This window comes from Thiocapsa sp. (assembly GCF_011390875.1).
Classification (GTDB): domain Bacteria; phylum Pseudomonadota; class Gammaproteobacteria; order Chromatiales; family Chromatiaceae; genus Thiocapsa.
Genome location: NZ_JAABRP010000091.1, coordinates 1 through 19,377 on the forward strand (window position 1 = coordinate 1; position 19,377 = coordinate 19,377).

Here is a 19,377-nt window from a genome sequence, read left to right on the forward strand (position 1 = left end):
GCCCCGACGACTGTCGGAGCTGGCGCGGTTTAAGACATTCAAAAATAGATTATTTTAAAGCGAGTCCCCGCTAAGGATCGTGGACGCACCAAACGTCGAGCTTCCTCGAAACTGAGCATCTCACTCTGGACGCGGTTTAGCCCATCCGCAGCGTCCCTGTGGGGGTCCGATCGATAAAACTCTCTTTCGCTTTTTTCTCCTAAACCGCGCCCGCCAAGTCCCCGTGTGCCCGCCAAGGCCGTAGCGACCCCGCAACATCGCATGTCGCGTCGAGCGCGGTTTAGACGTCGAACCGGTCGAACTCCATGCTGAACTGCCCCCGCCCCTGAGTGAGGCTGCGCAGCGCCGTGGCATAGCCGAGCAGGGGTTCGAGGGCGGCCTCCGCGCGGATCGCCACGTCCTCGCCGACGGACTCGGTGCCCTGGATCAGGGCGCGTCGGGCCTGCAGATCGCCCAAGACGGTGCCGAGGCTCGGCTCCGGGATGACGACCTCGACCCGCATGATCGGATGCATCGCTGCCGGCTCTGCGCGTTCGAGCGCTTGGCGCAATGCCTTGGATGCCGCTGCCCCGAGCGCCTCTGGGGTGGATGCCGCGCCGAAAAGCTCGACCTCCGTAATCCGCACCATGATGTCTTGGACTTGGGCTGCGAGCAAAGGTCCTGCCGCCAGGGTTGATCTCAGCGACTGCTCGATCGCCTCGCGTTGCGCGGTGCTCGGCTCCGTCCCTTCCGGAATTGTACGTGCGGCCCATTCGATCCGCTCCCCGGTTCCACGCGGGAGTGGTTCGACCGCGAGTGCGACGCGCGCCATGAGATCCTGCTGGCGCGGATCGGGCGTCGGCGGCGGCGCGAACACCGCATCCGCCGACGCCGGCCGGCGAATGGTCTCGCGCACGGCGACCGCAGGTCGTCCGCTGCGGATCCGCACGCCGAACTCGCGCTCGATGCGCTCGATCACGATCTGAAGGTGGAGCTCCCCCATACCGCGCAGCAGTCGCTGGCCGGTCTCGGGATCTTCTTCGACGCGCAGGGTCGGATCCTCCTGCTGGACCTTGTCCAAAACCTCGAGCAGCTTTTCTTCATCCGTGCCGGCGGCTGGCTCGATCGCCAACCCCAGCACCGGGGCGCGGGTCTCGATCCGTTCGAGGCTGAGCAGGTGGCCCGGGGCGCACAGCGTATCGCCTGTCGAGGCGTGGCGCAGACCGGCCAAGAGGACGATTTCGCCGGCTTCGGCGCGATCGATGCGGGTCTTCTTGCCGGCATCGACGTCGAAGAGGCGTGCAACCTGCTCGCGTCGAGCCGCGCCGGTCGGGGTCGGCACCTCCACCGTGTCGCCCGGCGACAAGGTGCCGCGATAGATCCGCGCGAAGACATGGCGGCGCCCGTCCCAAAGTTGGACCTTGAAGGCGAGGGCCGCCAGTGGACCCTCGGTGCCCATGGCAATCTCGACGCCGGTTCCGTCCGGTAGCGCGGCATGCGCCGAGGGTCGGTCCAGCGGCGCGGGAAGGAAATCGACCACCCCGTCGAGCAGCGGTTGAACCCCGAGATTGCGGAGCGCACTTCCGCCGTAGCAGGGGCAGAAGCGGCCCGCCAACGTGCCGCGTCGGATTGCGGCGCGCAGTGCCTCGGGCGAAGGCTCCTCGCCCGCCAGGACGCAATCGGCCAGGCCGTCGTCCATCTCCGCGGCAGCCAGGTAGAGTGACTCGCGCAGATCAGCGACTGCGGCCCAGAGCGCGTCCGGGCACGGTTCGATGACAAGCGCATCTCCCTGCTCGCCGAGGAAACCAATTCGCTTTCGCTCGATCAAATCCACGACCGCGAGCTCGTCCGGGAGCGGAAAGGTGATGGCGACGGGCTCGATCTTCAGGCGACGCCTGACCGCGTCGAGCGCCCTCCGGTAGTCCGCCCCGGGGCGATCCATTTTGTTGACGAAGAAGATGGCGGGCAGATTGAATCGCGTGCGTTGACGCCAGACCGTCTCGGTCTGAGGTTCCACGCCCCGCACCCCGTCGAGCACCAGGATGCAGCCGTCGAGGACGCGCATGGCGCGCTCCACCTCGATCGTAAAATCGACATGTCCGGGCGTGTCGACGACCTGCAGCAGGTGCTCCCGCCAGGGAGCCTTGGTCACGGCGGCGGTGATGGTGATGCCGTGCTGCTGCTCCTCGGCCATGTAGTCCATATGGGCAGCGCCGTCGTGGACTTCGCCGATCTTGTAGGAGGCCCCGGTGTAGAAAAGGATTCGCTCGGTCAGCGTGGTCTTGCCCGCGTCGACGTGGGCGGCGACGCCGATGTTGCGGACGTGAGACAATCGCGACAATTTCTTCATCCGATTTCAACCGATACAGAAGCGAGAGAGTCTATGAGCGATTTTGATCTTGGCCGACGCAAAAGCGCGTGGATCGCCGCGGCGGTCTGCGCGTCTCTGTTGGGCGTCGGGGTCATCGACGGTGCCGGGGCCGAGACCTTCCGTCTCGAGAATCCAAACGATTCCGTCGTGGGGGTTCCCTTCTACTTCAAGGCGCGTGCCCAGGATACCTTGCTGGATGTTGCGCGCCAGAACGGTTTGGGGTTCGACGACATGCGTCAAGCCAACCCCGATGTCGACATCTGGGTGCCCGGCGAAGGCACGCCCGTGATGGTTCCGGCCTTCTACGTGCTTCCGGATGCCCCGCGGACCGGCATCGTGATCAATCGCGCCGAAAAGCGCCTCTACTATTTCCCGCCGAACGACCCCAATGAAGTACGCATATACGCCATCAGCGTCGGCAAGGACGCAATGGGCACGCCGCTCGGCAACTTCACGGTCATCGAAAAGCGCAAGGACCCGACCTGGACGCCCGGGCCGAACGTTCGGGCTGCTCACGCCGCCTACGGCGACATCCTGCCGGCGGTGGTGCCGCCCGGCCCCGATAACCCGTTGGGCAAGTATGCCATGCGTTTGAGCCGTCCCGATTACCTGATCCACGGGACTAGCCAGCCGTGGGGGCTCGGGATGGAGGTGAGCGGCGGCTGCATTCGGATGTACCCTGAAGGTATCGAAGAATTATATGGTTTAACCGACATTACGACGCCGGTGAACATTATCGACCAACCCTATAAGGTCGGTTGGCGCGGAGACGAGCTCTACCTGGAGGTTCAGACCGGCGAGAAAAGCGTGCGGCGCAGCGCTAGAGACGTGATCCCGCAGTGGGTGAAGGATACCGAAGGCGTGACGATCGACTGGGAGGCGGTGGAGCGGGCGGTTAAAGAAGACACCGGCATCCCACAGCTCGTGGGAAGCCGGCGCAGTCCCTCGGAAGGGTCTTACTTGCCCATGATCTTCTGATACATGCGGTCAAGACGCTCGGTGTTGGCGTTGCAGCAAGCCTGGGCACTGTTGGCAGTGTCCATGGCCTGCTGAGCCATGTCGCGAGCGGTCTGGTCGGTGGTGCAACCGCCCAGCAAGGAAACGCCGAGAACGGCAATAGCGGACAGGGAAGCGAGCTTGACAATCTTGGTCATCGTTTTAAATCTCCTGAAGTAGGCCACTAGGCCCTATGTATATAACACATCACCGCGGGTTTTTCCGAACCTCGGGCCTATTCCCGTCCGGGCGCGCCGGGAGGGCTGGGCCGGAGGCAGGCCACTGATCGCGCATTTGTTGCTTTTGCCCCACTCTAAACGGTGGGAGACGCCGCCGACAGACGCGGATCACCGTAGAGATTGAGGCAAATTTAGCCACGTATCAAGTCCGCAACGACGGTGTAGGCTATTTTTTTTCCGCGGCGCGTCGACAGCGTCTGTCGAACTGCACGCAAACCATGATTCGCGTATCGAGATGGCGAATCGCGGGGCCTCGGAGCTGGAACAACGCACTCTTGTGGGGCAGAATCGCGCCCGGTCGACGATTCCGACGATCCGTCGGCGACCCCCCCTTGTCGGCCCGAAGGAGATGCAGATGCGGCGTTACTACGGTTGTTCAGGTCAAGAACCGGAAACGCGGTCCGCGCAGGCATCCTTCCGCTGCGACGGATTCGTCCGTGACGGCGTCATCGCCGCACCTCCCGGGGATCCGGTGTCGCTGAAGACGCTTCCGCCGTTTCTGCGTGCGCTTCTGGTCACGGACGGGACCGTCACCAAGATTCTGGAGGCTTATTTTTGGGAGCCCGTCACGGTCGATACGCTAGAGCAGCGTTTCGAGACGGCGGAGGAGTCCGTTCCTGCGATCGAGGTCATGCCCGGCGATCGCTGTCTGATCCGCGATGCGCGGTTGCGCGGGACGGATTCGGGACGGAGTTTTGCCGAGGCGTTTTCGCTGATTCGCACCGAGTTGATCCCGTCCGGCTTTCGCCAGCGCCTGATCGATCGCGAGATCGGCATCGGCGTGCTGATTCGAGACAGTGGTTTGGAAAGTTATCGCGAGGTCTTGGATGTCGGCATGGAAGTGAGCTCCGAGGGTCGCCGCGCCGTTTGCCGAACCTATCGCATCATCATCGAGAGGCGTCCGGTGATTCTGATTACGGAGTGTTTTCCCGTCGCGCTCTATGCCGGGGAGCCGGCCGTCGCCTGACCGGGCCCCATCGTCGCGGTCCTCGCCCCTCACCCCGCACCCCTCCTACCGAACGGATCATGCCGCTCCCCATCGATACCGTTCGGCTGCACGAGACCCCGGAAGGCGTCGATCTTGCGCTGCGGGTCGCCGGTCCGGCTCCGCGCGCCATCGCCTACCTGCTGGATGTCGTCGTCCGCTTAGCACTCCTACTCGTCGTTCTGCCGCTTGCAGCCTTTTCCGGTTTCGGCACCGGGCTGATCCTCCTGGCCCTTTTCGGGCTTGAATGGCTCTATCCCGTGGTCTTCGAGGTGCGCAGCGGCGCCACACCAGGTAAGCGGATCATGGGCCTGATGGTGGTGCATGACGACGGGACACCCGTGCGTGTGGCCTCATCCCTGATCCGCAATCTGCTTCGTACCGTGGACTTCCTCCCGATCCTCTACGGCGTCGGGCTCGTCAGTATGCTGGTGGATCGCGATTTCCGCCGTCTCGGCGATCTGGCCGCCGGCACCCTGGTGGTCTATGCCGATGCACCGCCGGCGAAACCGACCATCTCGCGGGTCGCCCCGCAACCCCCGCCCGCCGGTCTGCCGTTCGAGGCACAACAGGCGATCCTGGCTTTCGCCGAGCGCGGTCATGCCGTTTCCGATGCACGCCGGATCGAGCTGGCAGAGATCCTCGCGGGCGGCGTCGGCCGGCAGGGCGAGGCCGCCGTCGCGCAGGTCAACGCCTGGGCCGCATGGCTCGCCCGCGGGGCGCCGGACGGTCGCGGATGAAACAGGACGCCTTCGAGGCCGCCGCGTCGCCGATCTGGACGAACTACCGCGCGATGCTCGACGCACTCGAGAACTCGCGGCAGCGGCGCGCACATGTCCCGACCTTCACGACCTTTCCGCACTTGCATCGACGCTTGTGCAGCGACTACGCGCTGGCGCGCAGTCGGCGCTACAGCCCGGGGTTGATCGCCGAGCTCGAGGTGCTGGTGCGGCGGGGTCACCGCCAGCTCTATCGGCGACGATCGGCCCCGTTGCGCTCCGTGCTCGATTTCATGGCGAGGCGGTTTCCCCGGACCCTGCGTCGGCATTCAGCGGTCGTCTGGATCGCGGCGGCACTGTTTTTTCTGCCGATGATCGGTATGGGGATCGCCGTTCATCAGGATGCGGATCTTGTCTACAGCCTGCTCGATGCCGAGCAGGTCGCGGAACTCGAGTCGCTCTACGACCCCGCTCGGCAAACGCCGGGACGCGCCGGCGAGCGGCAGGCGGATACGGATGTGGCCATGTTCGGCTTCTATGTCATGAACAACGTCGGGATCGGTTTTCGCACCTTCGCCGGCGGGTTGATCCTGGGTCTCGGTAGTCTGGTGATCCTGCTTGTGAACGGTTTGTCCATCGGAGCCGTCGCCGGACACCTGACCCGTTTGGATTACGGCGCCACCTTCTGGCCCTTCGTCAGCGGTCACGGACCTTACGAGCTGACCGCGATCGCCATCTGCGGCGCGGCAGGATTGCTGCTCGGCCAGGCACTCTTGGCCCCCGGCCAGCGCAGCCGACTCGCCGCACTCCGAGCGAACGCACGCGATGCCGTGATCCTCGTCGGCGGTGCGGCGGTTCTGCTGGTCTTTGCCGCGGTCATCGAGGCGTTCTGGTCGGCAGGCCCTGCGCCTTCGGCGCTGAAATACAGCGTCGGTGTCCTCGGGTGGGTCCTGGTCGCGATCTATCTCACGCTGGCCGGACGAGCGGGCGACGATGCGCCTTGACGCTATCGGCGCGCGTCTGCGTCCGCGCCGTCCCTGGGAGGGGGTGGATCTGGGCTTTGCGCTGGGGCGAGAGTGGTTCGTGTCGCTCTGGATCCTCTGGTGGATCACCGCGCTGCCGGTCGCCCTGCTTCTGGCGGTGCTGACCGGCGGTCGGCCGGACCTCTGGTTGGTCGCCGTTTGGTGGTGCAAGCCACTGTTCGAGGCACCGCTGCAGTTCTGGGCGGGCCGTGCCCTGCTCGGCGAGCGTCCGGAACCTGCCGAGCGTGTCGGCATCATCCGAGGCGCCTTGACGCGACACATCCTGCCCCTGCTCCTGTGGCGGCGCCTCGGACTGCGCCGATCCTTCCTGCTGCCGGTCACGCTCCTGGAGGGTTTGAGCGGCGCGTCGGCTCGGCGCCGTCGCGCGGTCTTGAGCGACGGCATCGGCGCGCCGACCTGGCTGACCTTGATCTGCTATCACTTCGAGGCCATCCTCTGGGGCGGCGTGCTGCTCGGCCTGGTCTTCCTGGTCCCCGAGGAGCTGCCCCGTCTCGATCTGACCGCCGCGGTCACGCAGTCCGATTCCCCGGTCTATTGGATCAGCGCTGTGGTCTATCTGCTCGCCTTCTCGGTGATCGCGCCCTTTTACGTCTGCGCCGGCTTCAGTCTCTATCTGACCCGTCGCACCGAGCTGGAGGCGTGGGATCTGGAGCTTGCGTTTCGCCGCGCCCGCGACGAGCAGGATGCGGCAACCCGCGGGGCCACGAGTCTGACCGTGGCCGGTCTCTTGGCCGTCGGCCTGGTGTTGTCCTTGCCGAGTCCTTCCGCGGAGGCGTTCGCACCGCGCGATCCGCCTCTCGCAGCCGTTCTCGATACGGTTCTTGATCGGGGCGAGGCACAGGTCCTTATCCGGGAGATCCTTGCGGACGAGGACTTCGGGAGCACGCAGGAGGTGACGCTCTGGCTGCCGGTCGAGCGCGACCCCGCCGAGCCCATCGATGGCTGGACCTGGCCGAGCGACTTCGGCGCACTGGCGGTGAGGCTCGCCGAGATCCTCAAGTGGTCGTTGCTTGCCCTGGCGTTTGCAGGACTCGTTTGGCTAACGCTCAAGGTGATTCAAGGGGTGGCGCGCAATCGGCCTCGATGGCCCAGATCGAGACCCGGATCGCGAGACCAAGGAGACGGACCACCGGTCCTACTCGAGGGTCTCGGCGCCGAGCCGTTTCCCGACGACATCCCGGCGAGCGTCCGCCGCTTGATCGACAAGGACGAGCATCGCGCGGCCCTTGCATTGTTGTACCGCGCAAGCCTCGTCGAGCTTGCTCGGCAGGGTGTCGCGATCCCGAGGGGTGCGACCGAGGGCGATTGTCTCGCCTTGGCGGCGCTTACCCTGGCGGCCCCGCGGGTCGGCGTCATGGCCCGCTTGACCCAAACTTGGAGCCGCGTCGCCTACGCGCATCGGCAGCCCCCCGGCGCCGAGCTGATGGCGTTGCTCGACGACTGGTGTCGTGCTCGGGATTTGCCGACCGGGCCGACCGGGCCGACCGGGCCGACCGGGCCGACCGGGCCGACATGAGATCCGGGAGCGTCCTATGACGCCTGAGCGTCGCGTCCTCCGGCTGGTGGTCGCCGGGCTGATCCTGGTCGTCGTCGCCTTGATCGGCGCCGTCCTGAGTCAGCTCGAGCGTCGGACCCTGGAGATCGAGGTCGGTCCCTCGCAGGAGGCCAGGCGCAACCCCTTTCTCGCGGCGGAGCGTTTCCTGGCGCGTTCGGAGATCCCGGTATCGAGCGAAAGCGGACGCGAACGCTTGCGCCGGCTCCCGCCCCCGACCGACACGCTGGTCGTTCGTCATCCGGGGTCTCTCGCGCCCGAGCGCCGTCGGGCGCTCGAGCAATGGATGACCGACGGCGGGCGCTTGGTGGTCACGGCGGGCACGTCGGATACGGGGGCCGCGGCGGAGGCTGACCTTGTTGCCGCGTACGGTATTCGCCTGATCACCGAGGATGCGGATCGGCCCGCGGCCGATGGCCAAACAGAGGTCTTTGCCGAGATTCCGGTCGAGGCTCCGGGGCGCCCGCTCCGAGTGGCCTTCGCGGCGGAACGCTCTCTAGTGACGACGGCCGAGCCGGAGCCCGAAATGGCGATCATCGCGGGCGATCGCCTGCGCTTGGTGCAACTGCCCGTGGGAGACGGATCATTCACGGTGCTCGCCGACGATCGCTTCATGACCAACGCGGCGATCGGCGAACACGACCACGCGTTCTTTACAACGAACCTCGTCACCCCCGAACCCGGCGGCACCGTCTGGCTGCTCTACGACCGCGAGATGCCCTGGATCGGGGCCTTGCTCTGGTCCGCCGCGCCCTACGCGCTGGTCTCCGGCGCCTTGTGTCTGCTCGTCTGGGCCTGGTCGGCGGGCGCTCGGCTCGGACCGCTCCAGTCGGTGCCGAACCGTGATCGTCGTGACCTCCTCGAACATTTGGACGCGAGCGGCGATTTTCTCTGGCGACACGGCCAGGCCGACCATCTGATCAGGCCCACACGCCGACGGGTCCTCGAGCTCTGGCGACGGCGCCGTCCGGACCTCGGCGGGCTCGACGACGCAGCGCTGGCTCACGCGATCGCGCTGGTGTCGGACGAGGACCCGGATGCCGTCGTTCGGGCGCTCCATGTCCATGCGGAAGGCGCCGATGCCTTCATGCTGCAGAGCGCCCTGCTGCAGCGTCTGTGGCGCAAGGCGTCGATTCGGTAGAGGGCAAGCGCCGTAGGGTATGGACACGCGCCGGCCGTTGTGCCGAGCCGTGCGAGGCACAACCAACCGCCTGGGAAGTTGTGCTTCCTGGCGTCAGCACAACGTAGGGTTACGGGATGTCAGGGCAATCACCTAAGTCGACCCTACCGGTTCCAAAATCTATGCTCGGGCATCAAGACCCGCGCCAGCGGATCTCGACCAGCGGCACCTCCCATCGCTCCGAGCGGCATTGCTGTGAATGCTCGGGCGTGTTCTGTCGACTATCGCGGCGGATCAGGGCATCGACGCGGATCCGCTCGATGCGTTCGAAGTCGGGCAGCCAACGGGCCGCCGCGCGTTTTGACAGGCGGGCGATGCGATGGCCCGCTTGGTCGAGCAGAAATAGGTCCTGTCCGACCTGCACCCAACGCAGGTCGTCGCCCGGGCCGAGTGCGGCCAGATGACGGTGGATCGTCGCATCCGGGGTCATCCGCCCGGCATAGCCGAGATCCAGGTCCGCCGGTGTCAGGCGCGTGTAGCGGCGCCTGATGACCTCGACCGGGGGTGATTCCACGACCGGCTCGGCCTTGATCAGCCAATCGCCGTCGATCTCGGGCAGGTAAGGGTGTCGGCTGCCCGCGATCGTCATCAGCGTGAGGGTCTCCTTCGCTCGTGTCATGCCGACGTAGAAGAGGCGGCGCTCCTCCTCGTTCTGCGGATGCGTGTCCCATGCACCGTCGGCGATGAGGACATGGGGAAACTCCAGCCCCTTGGCGCCGTGCAGCGTGGCAAGCAGCAGACCCTCGCCGAGCCGGCGCTCCCGGCGTTGCTCGGCGAGGGTCTCCCAGCAGAATTCGGCGATCTCCACGGCGGGGACCTCGGTGGTGCCGGCCTCGGCCTGCCAATCCTCGATCAAACATTGCAGCAGGGATCGCCAAGGGCTCGGACGCTCAGGCAGCCACGCCGGCAGTGCCCGGGCGCTCAGAGCCTCGCGCCCGTGTTGCACAAGCCTGCTCAGGAAGGCGTCGATCTCGCGCACCCGGTGCAGGGGAGGCAGCTCGCCGGGCCAGTCGACCGGGATGCCTCGGTCTTCGCAAAGGGCGCGGACCGGCTCCAGGATCGTATGGCGGCGGGCGAGCACCGCGAATTCGGCCCAGTCCTGACCGCCGAGGCGCCGAAGCTCCTCGATGCGTGCGACCAGCGCGGCAGCCTGGCACGCCGGATCGGCCGCCCGGAGCACCAGCACCCGCCCCTTCGCATGGCCGTCGAGATCCTGCCAACGCCCGCCGGCGGGCCGAGTGGCGCGACGCCGGTCGACCCGGATCGGGTGGTCGCGCTTCATCCGTTCGCGATTGTGCGCGATCAAGGCATTCGCGGCGGCGACGATGTGCCCGGTCGAGCGATAGTTCTCGACCAGGTGATGCAGCTCGGCGGCGTAGTCCGCTTTGAAGCGACGGATGCACGCGACGTTCGCACCGCGGAAGGCGTAGATGCTCTGATCGTCGTCCCCCACCGCGAGCAGGGTCAGCTTGTCCTCGTCTTGGGCCCGCCCGGCGATGGCCGCCACCAAACGGTACTGATCGGCATCGATATCCTGATACTCGTCGACCAGGATGTGCCGATAGCCTGCCAGCAGACGCTCGCGCGCCGTGTCGGGCTCGATGCCGGGCAGGTCCACGCGGCCCTCGAGCAGGTCCACGGCCTCGCCGATGAGGCCGTCGAAGTCGGGCGTGGCATCGGTCGCGGCGGCGAGACGCTCGGCGTAGGAGCGCCCCGTCAGGCGCATCGCAAAGCCGTGGTAGGTCTGCACCGTGACGCCGCGGGCGTCGTCCCCGACCAGCTCCGCGAGCCGGCGGCGCAGCTCGAGCGCGGCGCCGCGGTTGAAGCAAAGCACTAGGATGCGGTGCGCCGGCACCCGCAGCACCCGCAGCAGATAGGCGCAGCGGTGGACGATGACGCGGGTCTTGCCCGAGCCGGGCCCGGCCAGCACCAGACGGTTGCCGTCCTCGGGGGCGGCGACGATCTCGATTTGCTCGGGGTTGCCCAGATCCTCGACGATGCGGCGAAAGGACTCGGCGGTGGTCGCGCGCAGGAGCTGCTCGCGGCGGTCGGCGAGCCAGCGTTTCACGAAGGCCTCCTTGCCGAGCGTGAAGTAGCCGGTGACCAGGTTCAGGGCCTGACGGATCTTCTCCGCACCCAGGCGGGCGTACTCGTTCATGACATGGATCTGGAACACCCGCTCGCGATAGTGCTGTGCGAGTGGCTGATACTGGGCCTCGCTGTAGCGTCGCCCCTTCGCCTGCGGGAGTAGACGCAGGGTCATGGCCGAGCGGAACACCGCGAATCCGTTCTGCAGGGTGATGGCGCCGTGCTCGTGCAGGAACAGCAGGCCACGATGCACAGCCGCCAGCGGGTCACGCACCTCGGCGGCGAGGGCCAGATCGCCGCGCAGCGCGCCGGTCAGCTCCTCCGTGCCGAACGCCACCAACAAGGCGCCGTTGGCGGGGGCATCGTCCGGGAGCTTGGCCAAGAGCGCCTTGAGGATGCGACCGGCCACGGCGCGGCGACGCTCGGCGGTGCGGTGAAGGGTCGGCCAATCGCGATGCAGACGCAGGCGGTAGTGGTCGCGGTCGGTCTGGCGCAGATCCAGGCTGCCGCGGGCGCCGGCCAGACCGCGACCGTCCAGGGTCAGGCCCTTGAGCAGGGTGCGCAGGGTCTCGGGGTTGCTGTCGTGGCCCTGATCGAGCAGATGTTGGTTGAGACGGCGCAGCGAGAGCGATAGCCAAACACCGGTCTGGGCGTCCGGGTCCTGCTCGCGCAAGGTCTCCAACATGGCCCGCTCCAGGCGCGCCACACGTGTGAGGGTCAAGGCCGAATGGTTCTTCACCTTGTGACTGACGAAGGCGGTGAGCTGCGGGCCGTCGCGCAAGAGGCCGGCGCCGGCCATGTCGTGCAGGGTCCGCAGGACACGCTGCGCCGGGGTGTCGCCGCGATCCCAGGACGGAACCGGATCGGGCGTTGCGGCCTGACTCTCTGCGGCGCGGACGAAGGCCGGCAGGCGTGCCAGCTCGTCGGCGCTGAAGGCGTCGTCCGGGTCGGTGTTGAGCATCGCCTCGAGGATCGCCAGCCAGCGTTGGCCCTGAGCGGCGGAGAGGCCCAGCCCGCGGATCTTGCGCTCGGCCTCCTCCAGGCTCGCCACCGCGGGGCGGCCCTGGAAAACGAAGGTGCGGTTCTCGTTGCGCTCGACCAGCCCGGCACGCTCCAGCCAGGCAATGGCGATGCGCACCCGGGTGTCGGCGTCCGTGGCGTCGGGATCGAAACCCAGCCTGAGGTCCTCGTCGCGCAACAGCTCGCCGCTGGTGACGACCACGACGCCCTCGCGGTCGCGCTTGGCCCGACGCACACCGCGCAGGATCTCGGCGATGTCGCGGCGCGACAGCTCGGAGAGTGACTCCATGCGAAACTGCGACTCGATGTCCTGCTCGTCGTAGAGCAGGACGCAGGCCGCGGGCTTGCGATCGCGCCCGGCTCGCCCGGCCTCCTGGATGTAGCTCTCGAGCGAGCCCGGGATGTCGGCATGCACGACCAGGCGCACGTCCTCCTTGTCTACGCCCATCCCGAAGGCATTGGTGGCGCAGATCACCTGCAGCTCGCCGGTCACGAAGGATTCCTGGATGCGCTTCTTCTCCGGCGCAGAAATGCCGGCGTGGAAGGCCTCGACCGCCCACCCTTGACGGCCCAAGCGCTCGGCCAGGGCCTCGGTGCCTTTGCGCGTCGAGGCGTAGACCACCGCCGCGCCGCCGGTCGGGTCCGGGTCCTCGCTCGATCTCGGCGCGCCGAGGTGATCGGTCAGGATGGCGTGGATCCGGGCGTCCTTCTCGTGCTTGCCGACGACCTGGACCTCGAATTCCAGATTGTCTCGCTCGACCCCGCCTGCGTAGTCGACTAGATCGAGACCCAGCTCCTCGTGAAAATAGGCCAGGATCTCGGCCTTCACATCGCGCTTGGCGGTGGCCGTGAAGCATGCCACGGGCGGGACCGGCACGCCTTGGCGCTCGGCCAGGGTGCGGATGAACCGTCCGGCATAGAGATAGTCGGGGCGGAAGTCGTGGCCCCATTTCGACAAACAGTGGGCCTCGTCGAAGATCCAGCAGCCGATCTCGCGGCTGGCCAGCATGTCTGCCACCGAGCGGTTGCGCAGCTGCTCCGGGGAGATGTAAAGCAAGGCGATGTCGCCGAGGCGCACACGCTCCATCACGTCGCCGCGCTCCGGTGGGGTCAAGAGGCCGTAGATGGCCGCCGCTCCGGTTGCACCCGTCTTCTTCACCAGGTTGTCCACCTGGTCCTTCATCAGGGCCTGCAGGGGCGAGACGACGACGCTCAGGGTGCCGCGCCGATGCGCGCGCACCAGGGCCGGCAACTGAAAGCAAAGCGATTTGCCGCCGCCGGTCGGCAGTATCGCGAGCAACGAGCGATCCGCGATGCCGTCGCTGACGACGATCTGCTGCAGGCTCCCGCCGTCCTGCGCCTGCGGCTCGGCGCGGAAGGTCTCGAAGCCGAACCAGCGCGCGAGCTGCGCCCGCGGGTCGTTGACATCCCGGCACCAGGCACAGCTTGGATCCTCGCAGGGGGTGTCCCGCAGGGCCTTGAGCAGCGTCACCGTCGCCGGAAAGCGATGCCGCACCCAAGGCGGCAGCACCGAGGTGCCGCCGGCCACCTGAAGCCAAGCCGCGGCGTAGGCGAGGATCGGGCGGCGGTCGGGGTTCGCCAGATGATCCAGGATCAGGCGTGGGGCGACGCTCGAGCAAGCGCGACCCTGCCAGCGGGCCAGCAGGGTCTCGCGCACCTCGGTGACGCTCGGCAGATCGCCCGAGAGCAGCCGAAAGACCGCGGCCAGGCCGTCGCCGCCGGTGGTATTGGCCTCCAGCAGGGTCGCGCCGCGGAAACAGAACTGGAAGACCCGGATCAGGTCGCGCTCGCCGTCTCCGGGCACGCCCGTTTCAGCGCCCGCATCTCCGTCAGCCATCCCGGTCGTGCAGCGCCGAGCCAGCTCGTCGACTTGCTCACGCAGCACTTGCTCGGCCAGGCGGCAATCCTGAACCGGGTCGGCGACGCTGTCGCGCACCAGCTTGTAGTCCTTGACGAGCCGGTGATAGGGGTTCGCCGGAAAGGCCAAGGGGGATAGGTAGAGCGTGTCGATGATGCGCCGCCCGAGCAGGTCCAGACTCGGCGCCCGGGCGCGCAATGTCGGCAGGTCGTGCCCCAGCAGATTGTGGCCGATGACGAAGCGCGCATCGCCGGTAAACCGTGCGAGGTCATCGAGTGCACGCGCTGGATCGAATCTCCCTTGGCGACGGAATTCGCGCCCCTGTCTGATCGCCCCGATCTTGTGAATAGCGCCGTCCGGCCCGGTCTCCAGGTCGAGCAGGAGCGACCGCTCGATGAGCGAATCGATGCCGGACGGCGGCGGCTCGGTCGGTGGGGCGTCATGGGGCACGGGTCTAGTGCGGATCTGCTTCCTTGAATCATTCGCAGATTAACCCGAAACGCGGTCGAGGTATCAGACGAACAACCGCAGTTGGTTCGCCGTGACCCGGTTTCGCCTTGTCCGTGACCCCGCGTTTCGATGACGCGGTGCTGCTGCGGACGAGGGTCAGTCCGCCGTCGGCGGTGTGGCTCGCGGCGGGCCCGTCTCTGCGCTCGCCGACCTCGTCGATGGCGCCAATACCGATGCGTTCCCGGGTCGTGCCTGGAGAAGAGCGGCGATGCCGGCTTCAGGGGGCCACGGTCGCGACCTGGTTCCGCCCTCTGCGTTTTGCCTCGTAGAGGGCGGCATCCGAGGCACGTAACAGATCCGCCGGCGACGCCACCGACGCATGGTCGGACGATGCGACACCTAAGCTGACCGTCACCCGCTCGGCGATGGGCGAGGCTGCGTGCGGCAGGTTCAGGTCCCAGACGGCCCTGCGGATCCGCTCTGCGACCTGCTCCGCACCAAGCAAGCTCGTCTGCGGGAGAACGAAGGCGAATTCCTCTCCGCCGATGCGGGCAGCTGCGTCTCCCGCTCGTTGCAGGGCGGACGCCATGGCCTGTGCGACACCGACCAGGCAGCGGTCTCCCGCGGGATGACCGTAGAGGTCGTTGTAGGCCTTGAAATGGTCGACGTCGGCCGAGACGACCGCAAGTGTACTGCCTGCTCGATCGGCCCGTTTCCATTCGCTCGCGAGCTGCTCTTCGAAGAGGCGCCGATTGCCGATCCGCGTGAGTTCGTCGACACGCAACATCTCTTGAAGAGCGGAGCCTTCTGCCATCGAGGACGCGAGCTTCAGCCGCATGTCGGTGGCATCACGGAACAGGTCCCTCACCCGAGCGGAGGAGGACAGCATGGCGATTCCGAACACCAGGATCATCAGCCCCATGATCAAGTGCACTCGGTCGCCGACGAAGACCATGCTGAGTGTCATCGGCAGCACGATGGGGATCGCAAAACAGGGATAAGCTCGATCCAAAGGTGACAGTAGCGGTACCCCTCCCGCGACCATTCCGCCGAGCACAAAGGCGAGAAAGACCTGATGCGGAAGGGAGCTCGGGTGAAACAGAAAGATGCCCGCTCCCCCCCACACCAGCCCCGCCGCGCACGCGCCCTTTATGAAGTTGCGTCTCCAAACGGCAGCCTCGACGCCCGCCCGACGCTGCGGATCCAAGAATGCGCGCAGATTCAGAAACCGAAACGCCGTGACCGAAACAAGACAGCTCAACCAGATGAGCAAAGTCGCGTTCCCGATACCTCCCCAAAGAACGCCGACGAGGAGTAGAGCGTTGATCAAGCTCACCACCAATGCGATCGGGAGCTGTCGATAGGCTTGATCGATCAGTGCGAGGAGAACTGCTCGCTCTTCCGAGTCGGCAAGGTCACGGTGCGCAGGTTCCAATCAGGCCTCCTCCGGCTCGATTCGGTGGTTCGAGATGCCTCTCTGCCGGCGTGCTGTCGTATCCCTTGAGCTGCCGCCGTCCTCCCCGGCAGTCTGGCGCACTAGACCGGCCGACAAAACGTCAGAAGCACGGATGACACCGCGGCGGTGTCACGCATGCCTTGGCGCCGTCCGCCACCTAACGCGATGGCCACAGATGCGAAAAGGCAACCCCTGCGGCGACATCGAATAGAAGCGTGCCTGAATGCGCTTTCCGGGCTTGATGACGAGGAGTCTACTGCGTTTTGTAAAGTCTTGTAAAACCGGGGCTGTCGAGTGCACCGTCGACCGCTTGGGCCAAGGTCTTTTCGGCTAGATTCTTGAGTTCCTCCACCGAGCCGAAGACCCCCGTTTTCATGGAAAGAATCGAACCTTCGACATTGTCGATGGCGATGCGATCGGAAAAGACTTGTTGATTGTTCTTGATGTCGACGACCTTGATATCGAGCTTGATGTGGGATTCTTTTCTCACGTATTGGTTGCAATCGTATTGCTGGACATCCACGCTCAACACATACTTCGCATCATCGGCGCTTGCGAGAATTCCTCTTTGCCTAAGTCCGTCTTGGAACGCATCTCGGACAATATCTTTTACGGGCTTCGGCGTTTCAAGCGTTTTCAATGGGTTTCCATAACCACCGCGAATCGCTCCCAGCCAATTCGCGTCATGCTTTCGATAGTCCGAAAATTGGCCGATTGCGATGATCGGGTTATCGGCTCTTTCTCCGCGATAGGATTTATGCTGCATTTGCACCTGTGTCGTACTGCAGCCGATCAGGGCCAGGCACAAGAGAGTAAAGAGTACCTTCTTCATTCAGGTTCCTTTTTGATGTGATCCGTCGGGTCAAGCGTTTATCGAACTTCAACGATCTGCTGATTCGTATCAATCCATCCGCGGGCTCGATCGACGACATCTCGGCGTGGCCGTCGCGCACCTTTTCATCCGAAACGTCGTTACGATTGGCGGGCCCGAAGTGTATAACACGTAATGTGTTTTCGCAAAATCCGCGTCGGCCGTTGGGTTGTTGCCCTCTCTCTGCGCTCGGATCCCGTGCCCCGCGCGTTCGAGCTGCGCCCAGACCTTTAGCCATGCGAGCGTTCCTAGCGCGGCGCACATCAAGCATCGTCGTGTTGTCGGCGCTATCATCAAGGCATGAGCACACTGCGCGAATCCATGGCCGAGCACGGCTTCGAGTCCAACGACGACTACGACTTTCAGGTGCGTTGTCTGCTGAAGGGTGCGCCCAACCGTATCCGCACGTTGAACATTCAAGGCGACGGCGAGCGCCGTAAGACTGCCTTCGCGACCGCGCTCGCTCATGCACTCGATACCCCGCACATCCTCTATCACGACTTTTCGGACGAAGAGCCGCCCACGCCGGAGGTGATCTTGCCGCCGGGCACCGACGAGTACGGGCGCAAGGCGTCTGCGGTCGACCCGCTCGACGACATCGTGAGCCAGGCCTGTGCGCTGAGCGAGGCCGAGTCCACGGTGCTGATCCTGGACCAATTGCAGGCGGCCGACTTCCGCGAGCATATCCGGGTACACCGCCTGATCCGCGACCGGCGCTGGCTGGTGCGCGATGCGCCCTATTACGCCAACCCGCGCAACCTGCTGTTGTTTTTGATCAGCGAGGCGCCGCTCTACCACTCGCTGCAGCGCGAAAGCTTCCGGGTTTGGATCGGACGCGTGTCCGAGCGGCGGGTCACCTTGAGTCCCGCAGAGTTGGGGCTCGGTGTCGACGCGGCGCCCTTGCTCGATGCCCTGAACGACCTTTTTCTTGCCGTTGACGCTTCACCGACACGCAGCGAGGTTGCTCGCTTGCTCGACGATCTCAGTGCACACGTCCAAACCGAGGAGCACCTCGTCCATGCCCTGTTCGGCCGCTGCGAAGCCATCGATCGCGAGCGTATGAGGGATCCGGATCTGCTGCCCGTGCTGAGCCGGGTCATCGAGAAGCTACGAGACTATCTGGATATCGAGCAGATCGTTGTCGGAAGGGGTTGCGAAGACGTGGAATGAGGTTTGGCTGGGAGTGGATTCGGCGTTTAGGAACCCCCAAACGATCGGCCGCCTGCGCCCGTCGTTTCTGGTCGTCGGCGGTGTCGGATCGCTCCGTTGATCCCGCCCCGAGATGTCGAGGTCATCGGTACTGCTCGAAAAACGGTTGGTCGATGTCGTAGTCCTTTTTCGGCCGGAGCCCCAGTCCGAGCGCCTCGAACATCTCGATCAACTTGTCCCCGTCAACCAACTCGATGGGCGTCGCCCCGTCACGGATCGCTTCGCGTTTGGCGTCGGTCGTAAAGGTCCCGGTTGTCAGTCCACCAGCACCACATGCAACCGCCGCGGCCCATGTGCGCCGAGCTGAATCGTCTGCTCGATGTCGGCCGTACGCGAAGGGCCCGAGACGAGGTTGACGGCCCGCGGCATGCCGTCCGTGCGCTCGCGCAACACTGCCCAGCCGTCCTCGAAGTGCCGGAGGATCCGCGTGGTCTCCAAAACCACGACCTGGTTGTCGGGGACGAAGTTGTGGGTGGTCGGGCTCTCGGGCGAGGCGAGGAGCATGAGGGTGCCGGTCTCGGCGATTGCCGCGAAGGCGGGGCTCACCGACAGGGTCTCCTCGATACCGGCGCGGTTGTGATGGATGCTCCAGTCGGCGGGCCAGTGGAGGTCCTTCAACCCGGCGCCGACGGCGGCGCGCGCGGCGAGGCCGTGTGCCGATCGGAAGGCATCCACGGCGGCCGGGATCTGTGCTCGGCCGGCGACGCGCGCGACGCTTCCCGAGCGGCTTTCGAGCTTGCGGATAAAGCGCGCCGTCAGGTCTTCGTTGAAGGCCGGGCGGAGATGCCGGACCGGTGTGGCGATGCGTGCATCCAGGGTTGCGCGGGTGGATGCATCGAGCGGTTCGCGCCCGGCTGCGCGACGTACGGCATCCAGGATGTCCGCTCGTGCGCTGTTCATGACTGCCCTCCGCGCTCGTTCTGCCAGCGTTCCAAAAAGGTTCGGCCCGGCGGGGCGGGGAGGTCGCGACCTTCGGTCCAGCCGCCGGCCCCCGGCAGGCGGTGGATGCGACCCGCACGACCGCCGATCGCGGCGAGCGCCCGCGCGGTCAGCCGCTCCAGCGCATGGTAGAGCTTGGGTCGGGTCGCCAGAAGACGCCAGGCGCCAAGCGCCTGGCGCTTGCGACGCGGGGTGATCGCCTGCTTGAACTGCTCGTGGCGCAGTCGGCGCAGGAGATCCGGCAACGGGATCTTCACCGGGCAGACCGAGGCGCAGCGGCCGTTCAGGGTGCAGGCGTTGGGAAGGTCGTAGGCGGCGTCCAAGCCCTTGATCAACGGTGTCAGCACCGAGCCCATGGGCCCGGGATAGACCCAGCCGTAGGCATGCCCGCCGATCGCGCC

Annotated in this window: 14 protein-coding genes; 7 read left to right on the plus strand and 7 right to left on the minus strand. The window is 65.9% G+C overall.

Going from position 1 to position 19,377, the window contains the following annotated elements:
• Window positions 1-280 precede the first annotated feature (280 nt).
• Complete coding sequence (locus GPT33_RS09150; protein ID WP_296807712.1) at window positions 281-2,329, minus strand: elongation factor G; 2,049 nt, start codon at window positions 2,327-2,329, stop codon at window positions 281-283.
• 33 nt (window positions 2,330-2,362) lie between these two features.
• Between GPT33_RS09150 and GPT33_RS09155 the strand changes: the two genes are divergently transcribed.
• A complete protein-coding gene (locus GPT33_RS09155; protein ID WP_296807714.1) occupies window positions 2,363-3,328 on the plus strand; it encodes a L,D-transpeptidase family protein in 966 nt (321 codons plus the stop codon).
• Here the strand turns inward: GPT33_RS09155 and GPT33_RS09160 are convergent.
• Window positions 3,307-3,504, minus strand: coding sequence for an alanine-zipper protein (locus GPT33_RS09160; RefSeq protein WP_296807716.1), 198 nt, complete (start codon window positions 3,502-3,504; stop codon window positions 3,307-3,309). The genes GPT33_RS09155 and GPT33_RS09160 overlap by 22 nt on opposite strands.
• Window positions 3,505-3,940: 436 nt before the next feature.
• Here GPT33_RS09160 and GPT33_RS09165 point away from each other — a divergent pair, with 436 nt between their 5' ends.
• Genes GPT33_RS09165 through GPT33_RS09185 form a run of 5 tightly spaced genes read left to right on the plus strand, consistent with a single transcriptional unit; the run spans window position 3,941 to window position 9,025 of the window.
• The gene (locus tag GPT33_RS09165) at window positions 3,941-4,552 is read left to right on the plus strand and encodes a chorismate pyruvate-lyase family protein (protein WP_296807719.1); all 612 of its coding nucleotides are present in this window, start codon (window positions 3,941-3,943) and stop codon (window positions 4,550-4,552) included.
• 59 nt (window positions 4,553-4,611) lie between these two features.
• The gene (locus GPT33_RS09170) at window positions 4,612-5,310 is read left to right on the plus strand and encodes an RDD family protein (RefSeq protein WP_296807721.1); all 699 of its coding nucleotides are present in this window, start codon (window positions 4,612-4,614) and stop codon (window positions 5,308-5,310) included.
• A complete protein-coding gene (locus tag GPT33_RS09175; RefSeq protein WP_296807724.1) occupies window positions 5,307-6,293 on the plus strand; it encodes a stage II sporulation protein M in 987 nt (328 codons plus the stop codon). The genes GPT33_RS09170 and GPT33_RS09175 overlap by 4 nt, the downstream gene beginning before the upstream one ends.
• Window positions 6,283-7,848, plus strand: coding sequence for a DUF4129 domain-containing protein (locus GPT33_RS09180; RefSeq protein WP_296807727.1), 1,566 nt, complete (start codon window positions 6,283-6,285; stop codon window positions 7,846-7,848). The genes GPT33_RS09175 and GPT33_RS09180 overlap by 11 nt, the downstream gene beginning before the upstream one ends.
• A gap of 16 nt (window positions 7,849-7,864) precedes the next feature.
• On the plus strand, window positions 7,865-9,025 hold the full coding sequence (locus tag GPT33_RS09185) for a DUF4350 domain-containing protein (protein WP_296807730.1): 1,161 nt from the start codon (window positions 7,865-7,867) through the stop codon (window positions 9,023-9,025).
• A 172-nt stretch (window positions 9,026-9,197) separates the two neighbouring features.
• Here the strand turns inward: GPT33_RS09185 and GPT33_RS09190 are convergent, their stop codons facing one another.
• The 3 genes from GPT33_RS09190 to GPT33_RS09200 all read right to left on the minus strand — a co-directional run bounded on the left by GPT33_RS09190 (window position 9,198) and on the right by GPT33_RS09200 (window position 16,789).
• Complete coding sequence (locus tag GPT33_RS09190; protein WP_296807733.1) at window positions 9,198-14,501, minus strand: RecQ family ATP-dependent DNA helicase; 5,304 nt, start codon at window positions 14,499-14,501, stop codon at window positions 9,198-9,200.
• Window positions 14,502-14,778: 277 nt separating this feature from the next.
• Entirely contained in the window at window positions 14,779-15,936 is a 1,158-nt protein-coding gene (locus tag GPT33_RS09195) for a diguanylate cyclase (RefSeq protein WP_296807736.1), read from the minus strand.
• Between the two features lie 274 nt (window positions 15,937-16,210).
• Window positions 16,211-16,789 (minus strand): SHOCT domain-containing protein, encoded by a 579-nt coding sequence (locus GPT33_RS09200; protein WP_296807738.1) that lies wholly within the window; start codon window positions 16,787-16,789, stop codon window positions 16,211-16,213.
• 339 nt (window positions 16,790-17,128) lie between these two features.
• Between GPT33_RS09200 and GPT33_RS09205 the strand changes: the two genes are divergently transcribed.
• Window positions 17,129-17,998: a hypothetical protein gene (locus GPT33_RS09205; protein WP_296807741.1), complete on the plus strand. Its 870-nt coding sequence runs from the start codon at window positions 17,129-17,131 to the stop codon at window positions 17,996-17,998.
• A 294-nt stretch (window positions 17,999-18,292) separates the two neighbouring features.
• Here the strand turns inward: GPT33_RS09205 and GPT33_RS09210 are convergent, their stop codons facing one another.
• Both GPT33_RS09210 and GPT33_RS09215 read right to left on the minus strand, forming a co-directional pair.
• Window positions 18,293-18,937 (minus strand): LUD domain-containing protein, encoded by a 645-nt coding sequence (locus tag GPT33_RS09210; RefSeq protein WP_296807744.1) that lies wholly within the window; start codon window positions 18,935-18,937, stop codon window positions 18,293-18,295.
• The coding region (locus tag GPT33_RS09215; RefSeq protein WP_296807746.1) for a lactate utilisation protein LutB domain-containing protein at window positions 18,934-19,377 on the minus strand (444 nt) is incomplete at its 5' end. The genes GPT33_RS09210 and GPT33_RS09215, both read right to left, overlap by 4 nt.